Origin of the sequence: Bradyrhizobium stylosanthis (genome assembly GCF_001641335.1) — a bacterium.
Taxonomy (GTDB): domain Bacteria; phylum Pseudomonadota; class Alphaproteobacteria; order Rhizobiales; family Xanthobacteraceae; genus Bradyrhizobium; species Bradyrhizobium stylosanthis.
On record NZ_LVEM01000002.1, the window covers coordinates 507111 to 524364 of the forward strand.

A 17254-nucleotide genomic window follows, 5' to 3' on the forward strand; every position below is an offset into this window, starting at 1 on the left:
GGGATGTCGCCAGACTTACTCGCCGGCGGCTTCGCGCGGGGCCTTCTCGCCCTCGCCGCCCTTGTCCTTGCCTTCGAGGTCTTCGCCGGTGGTCTGGTCCACCACCTTCATCGACAGGCGGGTCTTGCCGCGATCGTCGAAGCCGAGCAGCTTGACCTTGACCTTGTCGCCTTCCTTGACGACGTCGGAGGTCTTCTGCACGCGCGCCGAGGCGAGCTGGCTGATGTGGACGAGGCCGTCCTTGGAGCCGAAGAAGTTCACGAAAGCGCCGAACTCCATGACCTTGACGACGGTGCCGTCATAGATCTGGCCGACTTCCGGATCGGACGCGATCGACTTGATCCACTTGATCGCGGCCTTCATCGCTTCGCCGTCGGAGGAAGCGACCTTCACGGTGCCGTCGTCCTCGATGTTGACCTTGGCGCCGGTCTTCTCGACGATCTCGCGGATCACCTTGCCGCCGGTGCCGATCACTTCGCGGATCTTGTCGGTGGCGATCTTGAAGGTCTCGATGCGCGGCGCATATTCGCCGAGCTCGGCGCGGGCGTTGGTGAGCGCCTTGGCCATCTCGCCGAGGATGTGGATACGACCATCCTTGGCCTGGGCGAGCGCCACCTTCATGATCTCTTCGGTGATGCCCTCGATCTTGATGTCCATCTGGAGCGAGGTGATGCCCTGCTCCGTGCCGGCGACCTTGAAGTCCATGTCGCCGAGATGGTCCTCGTCACCGAGGATGTCCGAGAGAACCGCGTAGCGCTTGTCTTCGAGGATCAGGCCCATCGCGATGCCCGCGGTTGGCCGCTTCAACGGCACGCCGGCATCCATCAGCGCGAGCGAAGCGCCGCAGACTGAAGCCATCGAGGACGAGCCGTTCGATTCGGTGATCTCCGAGACCACGCGGATCGTGTACGGGAACTCGTGATGGGGCGGCAGCACCGGGTGGATCGCGCGCCAGGCGAGCTTGCCGTGGCCGATCTCGCGGCGCTTGGTGCCGCCGAGACGGCCGGTCTCACCGACCGAGTAGGGAGGGAAGTTGTAGTGCAGCAGGAACGTCTCTTTGTACGTTCCCGACAGCGCGTCGATGTACTGCTCGTCCTCACCGGTGCCGAGCGTGGTCACGACCAGACCTTGCGTCTCACCGCGGGTGAACAGCGCCGAACCGTGGGCACGGGGCAGCACGCCGACTTCGGCGACGATGTTGCGGACGGTCTTGGAATCGCGGCCGTCGATCCGCTTGCCGGTGTCCAGGATGTTCCAGCGAACGATCTTCGCCTCGAGTTCCTTGAACACGGCGCTGATGCGCAGCTTGTCGTATTTCGGCTCCTGCCCCTCGGGGAAGTAGTGGGCGATCACCTTTTCCTTGACCTTGCCGACTGCGGCGTAGCGGTCCTGCTTGACCGGAATGGCGTAGGCGGCGCGCAGCTCCTGCTCGACGATGCCGAGCATCTCCTTCTCGAGCGCGGCGTTGTCGATCACGGTGACTTCGCGCGGCTCCTTGGCGGCCTTCTCGGCGAGCTCGATGATCGCGTTGATCACCGGCTGGAAGTGGCGGTGACCGAACATCACGGCGCCGAGCATGATGTCCTCGTTCAGCTCCTTGGCCTCCGATTCCACCATCAGCACGGCGTCGGCGGTGCCGGCGACGACCAGGTCGAGCTGGGTGTCGACCATCTCGTCGAGCGTCGGGTTGAGGATGAACTCGTCATTGGCGAAGCCGACGCGCGCGGCGCCGATCGGGCCCTTGAACGGCGCGCCGGAGAGCGTCAGCGCAGCGGAAGATGCCACCAGCGCGACGATGTCAGGATCGTTCTCCATATCGTGCGACAGCACGGTGGCGATCACCTGGGTCTCGTTGCGCCAGCCGTCGACGAACAGCGGACGGATCGGACGGTCGATCAGGCGGGAGACCAGCGTCTCCTTCTCGGTCGGACGGCCCTCGCGCTTGAAATAGCCGCCGGGAATGCGGCCCGCGGCGTAGGTCTTCTCCTGATAGTCGACGGTCAGCGGCAGGAAGTCGACGCCCTCGCGCGGCGCCTTCGCCGCGACGACGGTGGCGAGCACCACGGTCTCGCCGTAGGTGGCGATGACGGCGCCGTCGGCCTGACGGGCGATCTTGCCGGTTTCGAGCTTGAGAGGGCGTCCGCCCCAGTCGATCTCGACCGAATGCTTATTGAACATAGATGTCTTCTTTCATGGTTCTCGAAAGAAGGGACGGCGCCGAAAAACAAAAACCATGCGCAAGATTGCGGGATGCTGATCGAAGCGGGCGATCAGCGTCCTGCGATCCTGCCATGGTTTTTGGATGTCGGATGGCGTCCATCCTTTCGGGTCATACGGGCGCCTTGCCCGTTGTGCCCAGCCGCCGGATTGCTGCTGGACTGTCAGTCGGCACGAATGCGAACACCGAACCTGCGGTCTTCGCCCTTCATGCCCCGGATGCGAATCCTTGTCGGCTCGCACCCGACGCGTACGCAGCCTCGATCAAAAACCTTTAAATAAGCGCTTTCGTTCGAAACTACGCGAAAACGCGCGCCGTTGGCGCGCGCAGTAGCTCTTAACGACGAATGTTGTGCTTCTCGAGCAGCGCCTTGTAACGCGCCTCGTCCCGCTTCTTGAGATAGTCGAGGAGCGAGCGGCGGGTCGAGACCAGCTTCAGAAGGCCGCGACGCGAATGGTTGTCCTTCACGTGGGTCTTGAAGTGGTTGGTCAGGTTGTTGATGCGCTCCGAAAGGATCGCGACCTGAACCTCTGGCGAGCCGGTGTCGCCGGCCTTGGTGGCATTCGTCTTGATGACTTCCGCTTTGCGTTCTGCGGCAATCGACATCGTCAATTTCTCTCGTTGCGACCGGTTGAGGCAGTCAAGCCGGTCAGGTTGAACACACGCTTGGGGATGATTTCGCCATTGCCAACTTCAGCAAGCGCCAAAAGACGGCCTGCCACCGTGACATAGACTGTGCCGCTACTTGTGGGCGCATCCCGTCCGCGCAACAAAACGGCTTGGCCCCGATGGAGCCTTGCCGCATCAGCCCGAGTGACGGCCAGTGCCGGGATGTCGTCCAGCGCGGTCTCAACGGGCATAAGCGCGTCCGCGAGGCTACCCTCGCCGGACGCGGCTCTATCGCACAAAGCCTCCAACTGATCCAGCGGAATCATGTCGTTCTCGCCAAATGGGCCGACCAGGGTCCGCCGGAGCGCGCAGATATGGCCGAAAGTGCCGAGAATCCGGCCCATATCGCGGGCCAGCGCTCGGACATAGGTACCCTTGCCGCACTCGGCCTCGAACACGGCCCGGTCGTTATCTGGTTGATCCACAAGGGTTAAATGGTGAATCTCGACCGGACGGGGGGCCAGCTCCACGACCTCGCCGTCGCGGGCGAGGTCATAGGCGCGCTCGCCCTGGACCTTGATCGCCGAATAGCGCGGCGGGACCTGCTCGATCACCCCCGTGAAGCGGGGCAGGAGGGCCAGGATGGCCTCCCGGGTCGGGCGCTGGTCGGAGGTCGCGGTGACGCGGCCCTCGATATCGTCGGTATCCCGCTCCTCGCCCCAGCACACGGTAAACTGGTAACGCTTGCGGCCGTCCATCACGAAGGGAACCGTCTTGGTGGCCTCGCCAAGCGCGATGGGCAGGCCGCCGGAGGCGAGCGGGTCGAGGGTGCCGGCGTGGCCGGCGCGCTTGGCATTGAACAGGCGCTTGAGCACGGCAACCGCCTGCGTCGAGGTCATGCCGATCGGCTTGTCGAGCACCACCCAGCCATGGACGTCGCGGCGGTCGCGGCGAACCTGGTTGCCCTTCTGCTGCTTGGCGCGCGGATCGTTGTTGACGCGGCGCGGCTCCTGATGCGGCTGAGAATTGCCGCCCATGTCCGCAAAATTATTTTTCTGCACATCGCGCTGATCGGCGTCGCTGCCGTCGATCGTGCCGTGAGCGGGGTCCATCGTCATTGCTCTTCTTCCCGATCCGTATCCGGATCCTGTTCCAAGTCCTTTTGCACCGCAGGTGTTCGCAAAAGCTTCTCGATCCGTTCCGCCTCGTCGAATCGTTCGTCGACGCGGAAGCGAATGTCAGGTGCAAATTTCAGGTTAACGCGCCGCGCGACCTCGCCGCGCAGGAATTTCTTGTTGCGCTCGAGCGCAGCGATGACGATCTCGGTGTCGCGTCCACCGAGCGGCATCACGTAAACGGTCGCGAGCTTCAAATCGGGCGACATCCGCACCTCCGGCACGGTGATGATGTGACCTTCGAGGTCCGCATCATGCACATTGCCTTGCGCCAGAATCTCGGCCATCGCGTGGCGAACCTGCTCGCCGACGCGCAGCTGGCGCTGCGAGCCGCCGGGCGCGGAACTCTTCTTCTGATGATGCCGTGGCATGGTCGAAAATCACCTCGTCATGACCGCGTTTGGGACACGGGCATTGTCATTTTTCCTGGTTGAAACGAATGCGGCGCGATGGCCGGAAAAAATCCGGCCATCGCACTCCCGCTATTTCAGCTCAAAAAAGATCCAGTCGCTTCGGTAAGATTTGGACTTACAGGGAGCGCTGGATCGTCTCCACGCGATAACACTCGATGACATCGCCTGCGCGCATGTCGTGGTAGCTCTCGAAGGCCATGCCGCATTCCTGGCCGGCCTGGACTTCCTTCACTTCGTCCTTGAAGCGCTTCAGCGTCGACAGCTTGCCTTCGTGCACGACGACGTTGTCGCGGATCAGGCGCACATTGGCGCCGCGTTCCACGGTACCGTCGGTGACGCGGCAGCCGGCGACCTTGCCGACCTTGGAGATGTTGAAGATCTCCAGGATCTCGGCATTGCCCAGCATGGTTTCGCGCAAGGTCGGCGCGAGCAGGCCGCTCATCGCCTTCTTCACGTCGTCCACGAGGTCGTAGATGATGTTGTAGTAGCGGATCTCGATGCCGTTGCGCTTGGCGGCCGCAGCGGCCTCCTTGTTGGCACGAACCGAGAAGCCGATGATCGCGGCGTTGAAGCCTTCCGCGAGCGTCACGTCGGATTCCGAGATGCCGCCGACGCCGGCATGCAAGATGCGGGCGGCGACTTCGTCGGTGCCGAGCTTCTCCAGCGAGCCGAGGATGGCTTCCAGCGAGCCCTGCACGTCGGCCTTGACGATCAGCGGGAATTCCTTGCGGCCCGCGGTCTTCAATTGCGACATCATCTGCTCGAGCGAGCCGCGCATGCCGGAGATCGAGGCAGCCGCGTTCTCGCGCTTCTGGTGCGCGCGGTAGCTGGTGATCTGGCGGGCGCGGGCTTCGTTCTCGACCACGGCGAGACGATCGCCGGCTTCCGGCGGACCGTTGAAGCCGAGCACCTCGACCGGCACCGAAGGACCTGCCTCACGCACGGTCTCGCTCTGATCCGAGATCAGCGCGCGAACGCGACCCATCTCGGCGCCGGCGACGATGATGTCGCCGACACGAAGCGTGCCGCGCTGGACCAGCACGGTGGCGACCGGACCACGGCCGCGGTCGAGCTTGGCCTCGATCACGGTGCCCTCGGCCGGACGCTCCGAGTTGGTCTTCAGCTCGAGGAGGTCGGCCTGCAGCGCGATCATCTCGAGCAGCTTGTCGAGATTGGTCTTGTTCTTGGCGGACACCTCGACGTCGACGACGTCGCCGCCGAAGGATTCCACCTGCACCTCGTGCTGGAGCAGCTCGGTGCGCACGCGCTCGGGCTTGGCGTCGGGCTTGTCGATCTTGTTGATGGCAACGATGATCGGCACCCGCGCCGCCTTGGCGTGGTTGATGGCTTCGATCGTCTGCGGCATCACGCCGTCATCGGCCGCGACCACCAGCACGACGATGTCGGTGACCTTGGCGCCGCGGGCGCGCATCGCGGTGAACGCGGCGTGGCCGGGCGTGTCGATGAAGGTGATCTTCTTGCCGCTCTCGGGCGACAGCACCTGATAGGCGCCGATATGCTGGGTGATGCCGCCGGCTTCGCCGGACACCACGTTGGCGTGACGAAGCGCGTCGAGCAGCGAGGTCTTGCCGTGGTCGACGTGGCCCATCACGGTCACGACCGGCGAACGGGTCTCGGTGTCGGTGGAATCGTCGACCTGGTCGAACAGGCCCTCTTCGACGTCGGAGGCGGCAACGCGCTTGACGGTGTGGCCGAGCTCTTCGGCGATCAGCTGCGCGGTGTCGGCGTCGATCACGTCGGTGATCTTGTGCATCGCGCCCTGCTTCATCAGCATGCGGATGACGTCGACCGCGCGCTCGGACATGCGGTTGGCGAGTTCCTGGATCGTGATCGCTTCCGGAATCGTCACCTCGCGGATGAGCTTTTCCTTCGGCTCGTTCGAGGCGTGACCCTTCAGGCGCTGGGTACGGCGGCGGAACGAGGCGATCGAGCGCTCGCGCACCTCATCGGCATTGAGCGCGGTGACGACGGTCAGGCGGCCGCGTTCCTTCTGCGGACCGGGCTTGTGGGTGGTCTTGGGAGCCGCCGCGGGACGCGCGGCGCCGCCGGGACCGCGACGGATCTGGCGCGGACCATCGTCCTCGTCGGGGCCAGCCGCAACGCCGGGAGCGCGGCCCAGGGGGCCGCCGGTCGGACGCGCCGTCGTCGTGCCGGGGCGCGCGGTCGCGGTTCCAGGACGTGCCGTGGTGGTCGTGGCGGGGCCAGGACGCGCTGCGGGCGCGCCGGGACGCGGCGCGGGAGCGGCCGGGGTTGCAGCCGCCGGACGCGGAGCGGACGCCGGCTGCTCGCCTTCGCCGAAACGCTTCTTGGCTTCGGTCTCGGCCTTACGCTTGGCTTCGTCCTCGTGACGGTGGCGCTCTTCCTCGGCCTTGCGGCGGGATTCGGCGGCCTCGCGCTCGGCGCGTTCAGCGGCTTCGCGAACAGCGCGGCGCTGGGCCTCTTCCTCGGCCTGGCGGCGCTCTTCGACTTCGCGCACCTTGGCATCGGCCAGCGCGCTGGCGCGGGCGGAGCGCTCGTCCTCGGTCAGGGTGCGCAGCACGACGCCGGAACCGGCATTGCGCGGCGGGGGCGGCGGAGCGGGGCGCGACGGAGCAGGTGCGGCCGGCGCCGGCTTGGCAGCGACCTCAGGCGTGTGCGGCTCAGGGGTGCCGTCGATGCGACGCTTGCCGCGCTTCTCGACCACGACCTGCTTGCTGCGGCCATGGCTGAAGCTCTGGCGCACGGTGCCCGTTTCGACGCGCGGCTTGAGCGATAGCGTCTTGCTCGGAACGCTCAGCTTCTTGTCGCCAGGGGTCTTGGTATCAACCATTCAGCAGTCCTAATCCTGATTTATCAGTGTTGTGCGTTGCCGCACCGTCAGATCGGTTCGTCGTGTCTCTCAGAAATCCTGGCCGTGCTTTTCGGCAGTCTTGTCATCGTCCGCCATCCGGTATCGGACCAGCATCTGGCTACGTGACAGGAATGACTTGCTCGCCGGGCCCGCGAGCAGCGCAGCATGTATCACATTTGACCGGGTTAGTGCCAAATCCAATTCTAACGATTTCAGTGCGGTGACGACGGGAATCTGCGGCTTGGAGCCGCGATTCCCGGCATTTTGACGTGCCAGCGTGTCCAATTTGCGGATTCCGTCCGCAGCCCCGTCACTGGCGTGGATCAGGACCTCGGCCGTGCCTTCCCGCAGGGCGCTCTCGACCTTGCCGAAGCCGGCCACGATCTGGCCCGCCTTGGCGGCGATTCCAAGAGCTTCCGTCACGCTCCTGACCAGGAGCGCCTCGATGTCGGCGGGAAGCGTCTGGGAAATGCGCAGCTCGCGCTTGAAGGCCTTGCTAAATTGGTGACGCCGGACGGCTTCCGCAACCACCTCGCGCGAGGCGGTGACCCACATGCCGCGTCCGGGCAGCTTGCGCTTGAGATCGGGAACCAGGTCGCCTTGCGGCGAGACGACGAAGCGGATCAGCTCGTCGATCGGCCGGACCTGCCGGCTGACCGCGCACATGCGCATGGTCGCGGACCTTTCGGTCCGCGGGCCATGGTCAAGATCGTGGTCAGTGTCTGCGAGCATCCGGGCGACATTCTCCTTCGCCCTTAAGCCGGCTGATCTTCGGTCGCTTCAGCCTCTTCAGCGGGCTTGGCGAGATCGGCCTCGGTGATCCAGCCGGCCTTGACGCGGGCCTGCATGATCATCGCCTCGGCATCGTCACGGGAGATCTCGATACCGTCGAGCGCACCCGGGAATTTGGTCTGCTCGCCGCCTTCCTTGCGCTCAGTCCAGCCGACCAGATCGTCGGTGGCGCAGCCGGCGAGGTCGTCGACGGTCTTGATGTCGTTCTCGCCGAACTTCACCAGCATCTTCGAGGTGACGCCGGGCACGTCCTTGACGGCGTCCTCGACGCCGAGCTCCTTGCGCCGGGCCTCGAGCTCGGCTTCCTGCTGCTCGAGATACTCGCGGGCACGGTTCTGGAGTTCCTGCGCGGTCTCCTCGTCGAAGCCCTCGATGCCGGCGAGTTCCTTGACGTCCACCATGGCGAGCTCCTCGACCGAGGTGAAGCCTTCGGACGCCAGCAACTGACCGACCACTTCGTCGACGTTGAGCGATTCCATGAAGACACGGGTGGAGTTCTCGAAGTCGGCCTGGCGGCGCTCCGATTCCTCCTGCTCGGTCAGGATGTCGATGTCCCAGCCGGTGAGCTGCGAGGCCAGACGCACGTTCTGGCCGCGGCGGCCGATCGCCAGCGAGAGCTGGTTGTTGGTGTCGGGGACAACGACCTCGATGCGCTCGCGGTCTTCGTCGATGACGACCTTGGAGACTTCCGCCGGCGCCAGCGCGTTGACCACGAAGGTCGCGATGTCGGGCGACCACGGGATGATGTCGATCTTCTCGCCCTGCAGCTCGTTCACCACGGCCTGCACGCGCGAGCCGCGCATACCGACGCAGGCACCGACCGGATCCACCGAGGAATCGCGGGAAATCACGCCGATTTTGGCACGCGAGCCCGGGTCGCGGGCAACCGCCTTGATCTCGACGATGCCGTCATAGATTTCCGGCACTTCCTGCGCGAACAGCTTCGCCATGAACTGCGGATGGGTGCGGGAGAGGAAGATCTGCGGGCCGCGCGTCTCGCGGCGGACGTCGAAGATGTAGGCGCGGACGCGATCGCCGTTGCGGAACACTTCGCGCGGCAGCATCTCGTCGCGGCGGATGATGGCTTCACCGCGGCCGAGATCGACGATCACGCTGCCATATTCGACGCGCTTGACGACGCCGTTGACGATGTCGCCGATGCGGTCTTTGAATTCCTGGTACTGCCGGTCGCGCTCGGCCTCGCGCACCTTCTGCACGATCACCTGCTTGGCCGACTGCGCGGCGATGCGGCCGTATTCCAGCGGCGGCAGGGTGTCGGCGATGGTGTCGCCGACCTGGGCGCCGGGATTGGCGCGCTGCGCATCGACCAGCGAGATCTGGTTGGAATGGTTTTCGACCTTGTCGACGACCAGCATGTGGCGCGACAGCCGCAGCTCGCCCTTCTTCGGGTCGATCTCGGCGTGAACGTCAGTCTCGCTGCCGTAACGGGCCCGCGCGGCCTTGGCGATGGCGTCCTCCATCGCCGCGATGACGATGCCGCGGTCGATCGATTTCTCGCGTGCGACGGCATCGGCGATCTGAAGCAATTCAAGTCGATTGGCGCTGACTGCCATGGCTAGTCTCCTTGGTCAGGCTCGATCTCGCCGCGCCGCGCGCGTTCGGCGGCAAGGCGATGTTTCTTCGTATTGGTCGGGGCCGGCTTCTTTTTCGGCTTGGTGCTCTTGGCGGCTTTTTCGCCGATCTTCGCGTGCGGTGCCAGCGGCGGCTCGAGGCCGAGATCCCGGCGCATCTGGCGCTCTTCGGCCTTGCCGCGGCGCATGGACTCCGCGATCAGTTCGTCGGTCAGCACCAGTCGCGCCTCGCCGATATCCTCCATCGTCAGGAGAACGTCGGTATCGTCGCCGGCCTTGGCGTCGTCGCGATGCAGATGGACGCGGTCACCTTCGACGGCACCGAGCGTGCCGCGAAACCGCTTGCGCCCTTCATGGGCGACCGCCATGTCGACCTTCACCAGATGGCCGGAATAACGCTCGAAATCGGAACGGCGCACCAGCGGACGGTCGATCCCCGGCGAGGAGATCTCGAGGCGATAGGCGCGATCGATGGGGTCGGCGACGTCGAGCACGGGCGACAGCGCCCGCGAGATCGCCTCGCAATCCTCGAGCTGCATGGAGCCGTCCGGCCGCTCGGCCATGATCTGCACGGTGCAGCCGGCTTCCCCGGAGATACGGATCCGCACCAGGCGGTAGCCCATGCCTTCGAGCACGGGAGCCGCGACCGCAGACACCCGTGCCGCCACGCCCGGCTCGACCACGAGCCTCGGCTCGGCCAGCAATTCGGCATCCGTGGAACCAGTGTTCGGTTCGGTCATATCAGGGGTCAAGGCGCTCGATGGTTAAGGCTTGGGTTAAGGCCTGGTTAAGACTTCAAAGCCCGCTTCGGAACTCTCCCGACAGCGCGTCGGGCCGGATCTTCCGCCAACCCGCGTTCAGGTAATAAAAAAGAGCGGGTCCTTTCGGGCCCACTCTCACTACGCGGATCGTATGAGAAGATGAATTGGCGCTGATATAGCCCTTTCCGCTCCTCCGGACAAGGCCCATCACGGGCCGGATCGGGCTTTTTGCGCCCGGTTTGCGGGCTTCCGCGCAACGCTTCTTTCATCTCCGAGGCCTAAATTCCCTGATTGTGGGGCGGCTTGGACCAAGGGCGCACCCGCGGCGTGCCCCATACGAGTTTGCGTTTTCATGACCGTTGCCACGTCGCTCATTCCTGGACTGGACGCTATCGTCAAACGCGGCGATCCACGCCGCCGTGGCGAGATCGCGCGTGCCATCGCCGAGCTGTTCTTCCAGGATCCCGAAAGACTCCGTCCCGAGCTCATCGACCTCTTCGACGATCTGCTGATCGATCTCGTGCCGCATGCCGAGCTCACCTCGCGCGTCGATCTCGCCGAGCGCTTCTCGCGGCTGGATAACGCGCCGCCGCATCTGGTGAACCAGCTCGCGCGCGAAAACGAGATCATGGTGGCGGGCCCCGTGCTGCGCCGCTCGCCCGTGCTCGACGATGCCGCGCTGGTCGAGATCGCGCGCCTGAAGGGCCAGGGCCATCTGCTGGCGATGACGGAACGTCCCGTCCTGCCGGCCGTCGTCACCGACGTGCTGGTCGAGCGCGGCGATCGCGACGTCGTGCGTCGCGCCGCGGGCAATGCCGGCGCGGTGTTTTCACCGGGCAGTTATTCCGAGCTGGTCAAGCGTGCCGCACAGGACGGCGTGCTGACGCTCAAGATCGGCCAGCGCACCGATCTCTCCGGCGAGCATCTGAAAGAGCTTCTCGACGGCACGCTCGACGTCATCCGCCGCCGCCTCTCCAGCGTGGTCAATCCCGTGCGCCAGGTCGAGATCAAGCGCGCGATGGCGGCGATCGAGGAGGCCGCATTGCCGCCGGGGCCGCGGCGCGATTTCTCGGGCGCGCAGCGCACCGTGCTGACCTTGCATCGCGAGGGCCATCTCGGCGAGAGCGCGCTGCTCGGCTTCGCCAAGGCGCACAAATACGAGGAATCGATCGCTTCGCTCTCGGCGATGACCGGCATCCGCATCTCGATCCTCGACCGTCTGATCGCAGGCGATCGTTACGATCCGATCTTGATCCTTGGCCGCGTGCTCAATCTCGGCTGGCCGACTGTGCGCGCGCTGATCCTGCTCTGGTACGGTCCCAACCGCACCCCTGCCGATGCCGACATCGAGACGGCGCGCGTGAACTTCACACGCCTGATGCCGACGACGGCCGAACGCGTCGTGAATTTCTGGCGCAACCGGCAGACGATCTAGCATCACGCTCCGTCATTGCGAGCGAAGCAATCCAGAAATCCCTCCGCGAAATCACTCTGGATTGCTTCGTCGCTTCGCTCCTAGCAATGACGGCTAACCCACTCGCCTGAACCGCAGATACGTCGTCTTGCGGCCTTCGCGCGTGGCCTTCCGGCCGTAGCGCGTCATGGTGTAGCCGTCCCATGGCTGGCGGAAATCGTCGGCGCGCTCCGCGAGCCATTTGAAATCCGGCGAGCGCGCAAGGTGCGATAGCGTCCAGGCGCAGTAATCGTCGATGTCGCAGACGAAGCGGAATTCGCCGCCGCTCTTCAGCACGCGCGCCATCGCGGCAATCGTGCGGTCCTGCACGAAGCGCCGCTTCCAGTGCCGCCGCTTCGGCCAGGGGTCGGGATGGATCAGATCGATCCGCGACAGCGAAGCCTTTGGCAGCCAGGCCAGCAGCTCGGCGGCGTCGCCTGCGAACAGGCGGATGTTGGCGATGTTGGCCGCCTCGATCTGCGCGAGGATTTTTGCCATGCCGTTGACATAGGGCTCGCAGCCGATGAAGCCGGTCGTGGCGAAGTGCTGCGCTTCCGCCGCAAGATGCTCGCCGCCGCCAAAGCCGATCTCGAGCCTGACATCGTCGGCCGCGGGATCGAAGATTTCACGGGCATCGCTCGGCGCCTCGCGCGCGATGTCGAGCGACAGATGCGGCAGCAGATGGTCGATCAGCTCGGCCTGGTGCTGCCTGAGCTTGTGGCCCTTGCGCCGCCCGAAGAACGCGCGCTCGCTGTCGTCACGATCGGGATCCGATTTGCGCTCGCTCATCGCAGCGTCTGGTACAGGCGGTGGAGCAGCCGCGCGCGCGGTGCGAGCGAGGAGACGTAGAGCTGCTCATAGTGGGTGTGCGCGCCCTTGCCGTCGACGCCGAGTCCGTCGAGCGTCGCGGTGTGCGGGGCCGTGAAATTGCCGTCGGAGCCGCCGCCGGTATAGGTGTCGATCAGCTCGAAGCCGATCTCGGTGGCGAGCGACCTGGCATGCTCGTAGAGCGAGGCGCCCGCATTGCCCTTCTCGTAAGGCGGGCGGTTGAGCTCGCCGGTGACCTTGACGGTCACGCCTTCGGTCTTCGACGTCAGCCCCAGAATCTTGCCGACGAACTCGTCCGCATCAGTGAAGCTCGGCACGCGCAGATCGACTTCGGCATAGGCCTCTTCCGGCGTCACGTTGGGGCGCGTGCCGCCGCGCACCACGCCGACATTCACGGTGACGCCGCGCTTGAGATCGTTCATGCCTTCCAGCGCGAGGATGACGTTGCCGAGCTCGCGCACCGCGCTGCGGCCGTCTTCGGGCCGCGAGCCGGCATGTGCGGGCACGCCCTTGATGAACACCTGAAAGCGTCCGACGCCCTTGCGTCCGGTGACGATCTTGCCGCCGTCGCGCGCTGGCTCCGTCACCAGCACGTATTTGGCCTTGCGTCCTTCCTTCTCGATCAGCGCCCGCGAGGTCGGGCTGCCGATCTCCTCGTCGGAGGTGAACATGTGGGTGATGCCGAGCGGCGAACGATCGCCGCCGGCGCAGAGCGCGGCAAAGGCGTGATGGGCGATGTAGGCGCCGCCCTTCATGTCGTAGATGCCGGGGCCGAACGCGCTGTCGCCCTCGACCTTGAACGGAAGGCGCTCGATGAAGCCGAGGGGATGAACGGTATCGAGGTGGCTCAGCACCAGGATGCCCGGCTGCTCCTGGCCCCAGGTCGAGCGGGCCAGCAGATGATCGCCGCAGCCGTTGATGCCGGCGACGCGCTCGAGCGTGACGGGCAAGTCGCGATACTGATCCGCGACCAGCGACACCAACTTGTTGACCTGGTCAGGCGCCTCGGTCGGCGTCTCGATCTCCACCCAGCGCTGGATGCCGTCGAGAATAGTTTGGGTATCGAACCAGTTGGAGCTCGCCATGGGCGCATCTATGCCTTTGAATCGTATCATCCGTGACGGCGCGCATCAGGGCGCGGCCGCAAATGACGACATAGGCCAGATTTGGCGCAGCCTCAAATCGGAATGAGATGGCGCCTCAGCGCTTGTCGGGACCTTCGCGGGCGGCGATCTGCTCGACGAGATCGACGATCGAGCGGCGCATTTTCGAATCGGTGATTCGCGTGAACGCCTTGGTCAAGGCGAGTCCTTCCGAGGTCGCGAGGAAGTCGGAGACATAAGAGGGCGAAGCGCCTTCGGCGAAGCCATCCGGCCCGGCCACGCCGCTCGGTCCGCCCTCGAACAGGAACGACACCGGCACCTGGAGAATCTCGGCAATCTGCTGGATGCGGCTCGCGCCGACCCTGTTCGTGCCCTTCTCGTATTTCTGGATCTGCTGGAAAGTCAGGCCCAAGGCCTCACCGAGCTTCTCCTGGCTCATGCCCAACATGATGCGGCGCATGCGCACGCGGCTGCCGACATATTTGTCAACAGGGTTGGGCGCTTTCGACATTTCCTCAGCCTCCAAACACCACCTTCAGCGCAATCGATTGGATGCCTCAGGTGCCAGCAGCGTAAAAATCAAACCCTGTTATTGGGAAACATTGCGGAGAAATTTAGCAACGCCCGCTGTCTTTCGCAGCGAATGCAGAATGAGGAACCCGGGTGCAGTCGTCAACCGTGGGACTACGGTTGTCAAAGGATTCCGGCCGCCTTCGCCGTAGCAGCGAAATCAGGGGTGCCGTTTGGCAACACGTCGGCGCATCGCGAGAATCACGGCCAGGGCGACGAGCATGGCTGCGGGCACGTCGCCGAGCCGCGCATAGACGGTCGGCGGGATCGCGGCGGGCAAGCTTGCATCCAAAATGCCTTCGATTCCGAGGCCGAGACTGGCGATTGTTCGCCCGACCGGATCGATCACGGCGGAGACGCCGGTATTGGCGGAGCGGACCAGCGGCAATCCGAGCTCGATCGCGCGCATCCGCGCCTGCTCGAGATGCTGGTAGGGACCGGTCGAGATACCGAACCAGCCGTCATTGGTGAGGTTCACGATCCAGCCTGGACGTTCGTTGCGTCCGGCAACCTCACCGGGAAAGATCGCCTCGTAGCAAATTAGAGGCAATGCGCTCGGCGCGCCCGGCACGTTGAGTGCGTGACGCACGGTCCCCGGAATGAAGCCGCCACGCACGCGCGTGAGTTGTTCGAAGCCGAGCTTCTCCATCAGATCCTGATAGGGAAGAAACTCGCCGAACGGCACGAGGTGGAGCTTGTCGTAGACCGAGAGCACGCTGCCGTCATGGTCGATCACGTAGATCGAATTATACGCGCGCGTGATCGGCGTGCCGCGCGGCAGATCGGGCGCGCGGACCGAGCCGGTGATCAGCACCGTGCCCTTCGGCAGCAGATCGGCGATTTGCGCCATCGCGTCGGCTTCGCGCGTGAGGAAGAATGGAAACGCCGATTCCGGCCAGATCAGGATCGTGGCATCGCGCACGCCGGTCGATTGCGGCCCGGAGGCGCGGTCCGACAGCGCGAGGTATTTCTTCATCACCTCCGCCTTGGCGGAATAGTTGAACTTCGCGTCCTGCTGCAGGTTCGGTTGCATCAGGCGCAGCTTGGTGCCCGCGACCATCGTGGTCGGATGCAGCGACAGGCGGATCGCGCCGAAGATGCTCATGACGATCAGAAGCGCGATTGCCGCGGCCGGTGCGCGCCACGCGATGCTGCGATCGGGCGTGCGGTCGATCAGCGCCGCCGGGCTTGCGAAGATCGCGACCGTCAGGAACGTCATGCCCCACAGGCCGATCAGCGACGCGGTCTGCGCCAGCGCCAGCGGCTCGGACAGCGCATAGCCGAACGCGTTCCAGGGAAAGCCGGTCAGCACGTGGCCGCGCAGCCATTCGCTGATGGTGAGGCTTGCTGCGAGCGCGAGCACGCGCGTGGCGTTCTTGGTCCAGAGCAGGCGCGCCAGCGCAAAGCCAAGCGCCGTGAAGATGGAGAGATATGCCGGCAGGCCCAGCACGGCGAAGGGCGTCAGCCAGGCGAAGATGTCGGCGTCGACGAAGAACGCGTAGCCGATCCAATAGAGGCCGGGCACGAAATAGCCGAGCCCGAACCAGTATCCGGTCAGCGCTGCGGCCGGCACGCCGCCATAGCGTCCGGCGCCGGCGCCGTCGATCAGCCAGACCAGCACGGGGAACGTGATGAACAGCACGGGAAAAAGATTGAACGGCGCCAGCGCGAGCACCGACAGTGCGCCGCACCCCATCGCAATCAACGCGCGCTTCCATCCCCAGGTGAGGATGATGGCAAGCGCGATCTGCTTGAATCGCTGGAACGCTCTCACTGCGGACCGGTCCCGTCGCTGGGCGGCGGGGTCGGCGTGTCACTCGACGGCGGCTGGTTGCTCTCCGGCGCGGCCTCGCGGCGCCGGCTCTCGCGCTGGGTGCGCGGCGCCGGCCGTTCCTTGCGCGTCGCGATGCGCAGCCGCTTGACGCGGCGCGGATCGGCATCGAGCACCTCGACCTCGTAATTGCCGGGGCCCGAGATCACCTCGCCGCGCACCGGCAGGCGTCCGACGAAGCTGACGAGATAACCGCCGAGCGTCTCGACTTCCTCGCCGGCCTCGCCGGTGACGAAGTCCGCGCCGATCACTTCGCGGACGTCGTCGAGGCTGGCGCGGGCATCGGCGATGAAGGCGTTGTCCGGCAGGCGCACGATCGAGGGCGGCTCGTCGCTGTCGTGCTCGTCGTCGATCTCGCCGACGATCTGCTCGACGATATCCTCGATCGAGACCAGCCCGTCGCTGCCGCCATATTCGTCCACGACCAGCGCGAGGTGGATGCGCGTCGCCTGCATCTGCGCGAGCAGGTCGATCGCCCGCATCGACGGCGGCACGTAGAGCAGCTTGCGGATGATGCGTGCGTCCTCGAGCGGCAGCGCGAGGTCCACGGCCTTCAAATCGAGCCCGGCCGGCGGCGGCTTCTTGCGCTTGGTCTTGGTGGCCTCCGACACGCGCGCCCGCGCCGTCATGAAGGCGAGCAGGTCCCGGATGTGGACGATGCCGACGGGATCGTCGAGCGTCTCGTTGTAGACCACGAGGCGCGAATGACCGACGCTCTCGAAGCGGTCCATCAATTCGCCGAGCGGGATGTCGCGCTTCACCGCGATGATGTCGGCGCGATGCACCATGACGTCGGCGATGCGGCGCTCGTGCAGGCCGAGGATGTTGCGCAGCATGGTGCGCTCGACCGCGGAGAAGCCGGTGTCGTCCGGCGTCGTGGCGTCGAGCACGACCTGCAGATCGTCGCGCACCGAGCCGGCCTTCCAGCCGAACAGCGTGCGGATGGCGCGCAGCAGCCAGCCTTCCGCGGTCGGGCGCAGCACCTCGCCGGGCGTCACCACGGCCGGAAGGTTGGCCGTGTTGCGCGGATTGTCGTGGGTTGGCTCGGAGTCGGGCAT

The 17254-nt window shown here is 65.3% G+C and carries 14 protein-coding genes; 1 reads left to right on the top strand and 13 read right to left on the bottom strand.

Features of this window, described 5'->3' with window-relative positions; all coding sequences use genetic code 11:
- Nucleotides 1–15: 15 nt before the first annotated feature.
- From pnp to rimP, 8 genes are all read right to left on the bottom strand, one after another.
- A complete protein-coding gene (gene pnp / locus A7X65_RS14410) occupies nucleotides 16–2178 on the bottom strand; it encodes a polyribonucleotide nucleotidyltransferase (RefSeq protein WP_063685795.1) in 2163 nt (720 codons plus the stop codon).
- Between the two features lie 376 nt (nucleotides 2179–2554).
- Nucleotides 2555–2824 carry a 30S ribosomal protein S15 gene (rpsO, locus tag A7X65_RS14415; protein WP_018644188.1) on the bottom strand — a complete coding sequence of 90 codons (270 nt, stop codon included), beginning with the start codon at nucleotides 2822–2824 and terminating at the stop codon, nucleotides 2555–2557.
- Nucleotides 2825–2826: 2 nt separating this feature from the next.
- The gene (truB, locus tag A7X65_RS14420) at nucleotides 2827–3945 is read right to left on the bottom strand and encodes a tRNA pseudouridine(55) synthase TruB (protein WP_063685797.1); all 1119 of its coding nucleotides are present in this window, start codon (nucleotides 3943–3945) and stop codon (nucleotides 2827–2829) included.
- Nucleotides 3942–4373 (bottom strand): 30S ribosome-binding factor RbfA, encoded by a 432-nt coding sequence (rbfA, locus tag A7X65_RS14425; protein ID WP_063685800.1) that lies wholly within the window; start codon nucleotides 4371–4373, stop codon nucleotides 3942–3944. The genes truB and rbfA overlap by 4 nt, the downstream gene beginning before the upstream one ends.
- A 157-nt stretch (nucleotides 4374–4530) precedes the next feature.
- The gene (gene infB / locus A7X65_RS14430) at nucleotides 4531–7245 is read right to left on the bottom strand and encodes a translation initiation factor IF-2 (RefSeq protein ID WP_063685802.1); all 2715 of its coding nucleotides are present in this window, start codon (nucleotides 7243–7245) and stop codon (nucleotides 4531–4533) included.
- A gap of 69 nt (nucleotides 7246–7314) precedes the next feature.
- Nucleotides 7315–7998 (bottom strand): RNA-binding protein, encoded by a 684-nt coding sequence (locus tag A7X65_RS14435; RefSeq protein WP_063685804.1) that lies wholly within the window; start codon nucleotides 7996–7998, stop codon nucleotides 7315–7317.
- Between the two features lie 23 nt (nucleotides 7999–8021).
- The gene (nusA, locus tag A7X65_RS14440) at nucleotides 8022–9632 is read right to left on the bottom strand and encodes a transcription termination factor NusA (RefSeq protein ID WP_063685807.1); all 1611 of its coding nucleotides are present in this window, start codon (nucleotides 9630–9632) and stop codon (nucleotides 8022–8024) included.
- Nucleotides 9633–9634: 2 nt separating this feature from the next.
- Nucleotides 9635–10390 (bottom strand): ribosome maturation factor RimP, encoded by a 756-nt coding sequence (gene rimP, locus A7X65_RS14445; RefSeq protein ID WP_063685809.1) that lies wholly within the window; start codon nucleotides 10388–10390, stop codon nucleotides 9635–9637.
- A 373-nt stretch (nucleotides 10391–10763) separates the two neighbouring features.
- On the opposite strand from rimP, the gene A7X65_RS14450 reads away from it, so the two are divergent.
- Nucleotides 10764–11846 carry a DUF2336 domain-containing protein gene (locus A7X65_RS14450; RefSeq protein WP_063685810.1) on the top strand — a complete coding sequence of 361 codons (1083 nt, stop codon included), beginning with the start codon at nucleotides 10764–10766 and terminating at the stop codon, nucleotides 11844–11846.
- Between the two features lie 93 nt (nucleotides 11847–11939).
- Here A7X65_RS14450 and trmB read toward each other — a convergent pair whose 3' ends face one another.
- The 5 genes from trmB to A7X65_RS14475 all read right to left on the bottom strand — a co-directional run bounded on the left by trmB (nucleotide 11940) and on the right by A7X65_RS14475 (nucleotide 17254).
- Nucleotides 11940–12653, bottom strand: a complete 714-nt coding sequence (gene trmB / locus A7X65_RS14455) for a tRNA (guanosine(46)-N7)-methyltransferase TrmB (RefSeq protein WP_063685811.1) — start codon at nucleotides 12651–12653, stop codon at nucleotides 11940–11942.
- On the bottom strand, nucleotides 12650–13807 hold the full coding sequence (locus A7X65_RS14460; RefSeq protein ID WP_063685812.1) for a M20 family metallopeptidase: 1158 nt from the start codon (nucleotides 13805–13807) through the stop codon (nucleotides 12650–12652). The genes trmB and A7X65_RS14460 overlap by 4 nt, the downstream gene beginning before the upstream one ends.
- 85 nt (nucleotides 13808–13892) lie before the next feature.
- Complete coding sequence (locus A7X65_RS14465; RefSeq protein WP_008131807.1) at nucleotides 13893–14306, bottom strand: helix-turn-helix domain-containing protein; 414 nt, start codon at nucleotides 14304–14306, stop codon at nucleotides 13893–13895.
- A gap of 219 nt (nucleotides 14307–14525) precedes the next feature.
- Complete coding sequence (gene lnt, locus A7X65_RS14470; RefSeq protein WP_063685814.1) at nucleotides 14526–16139, bottom strand: apolipoprotein N-acyltransferase; 1614 nt, start codon at nucleotides 16137–16139, stop codon at nucleotides 14526–14528.
- The gene (locus A7X65_RS14475; RefSeq protein ID WP_063685816.1) at nucleotides 16136–17254 is read right to left on the bottom strand and encodes a hemolysin family protein; all 1119 of its coding nucleotides are present in this window, start codon (nucleotides 17252–17254) and stop codon (nucleotides 16136–16138) included. Before A7X65_RS14475 ends, lnt begins: the two co-directional genes overlap by 4 nt.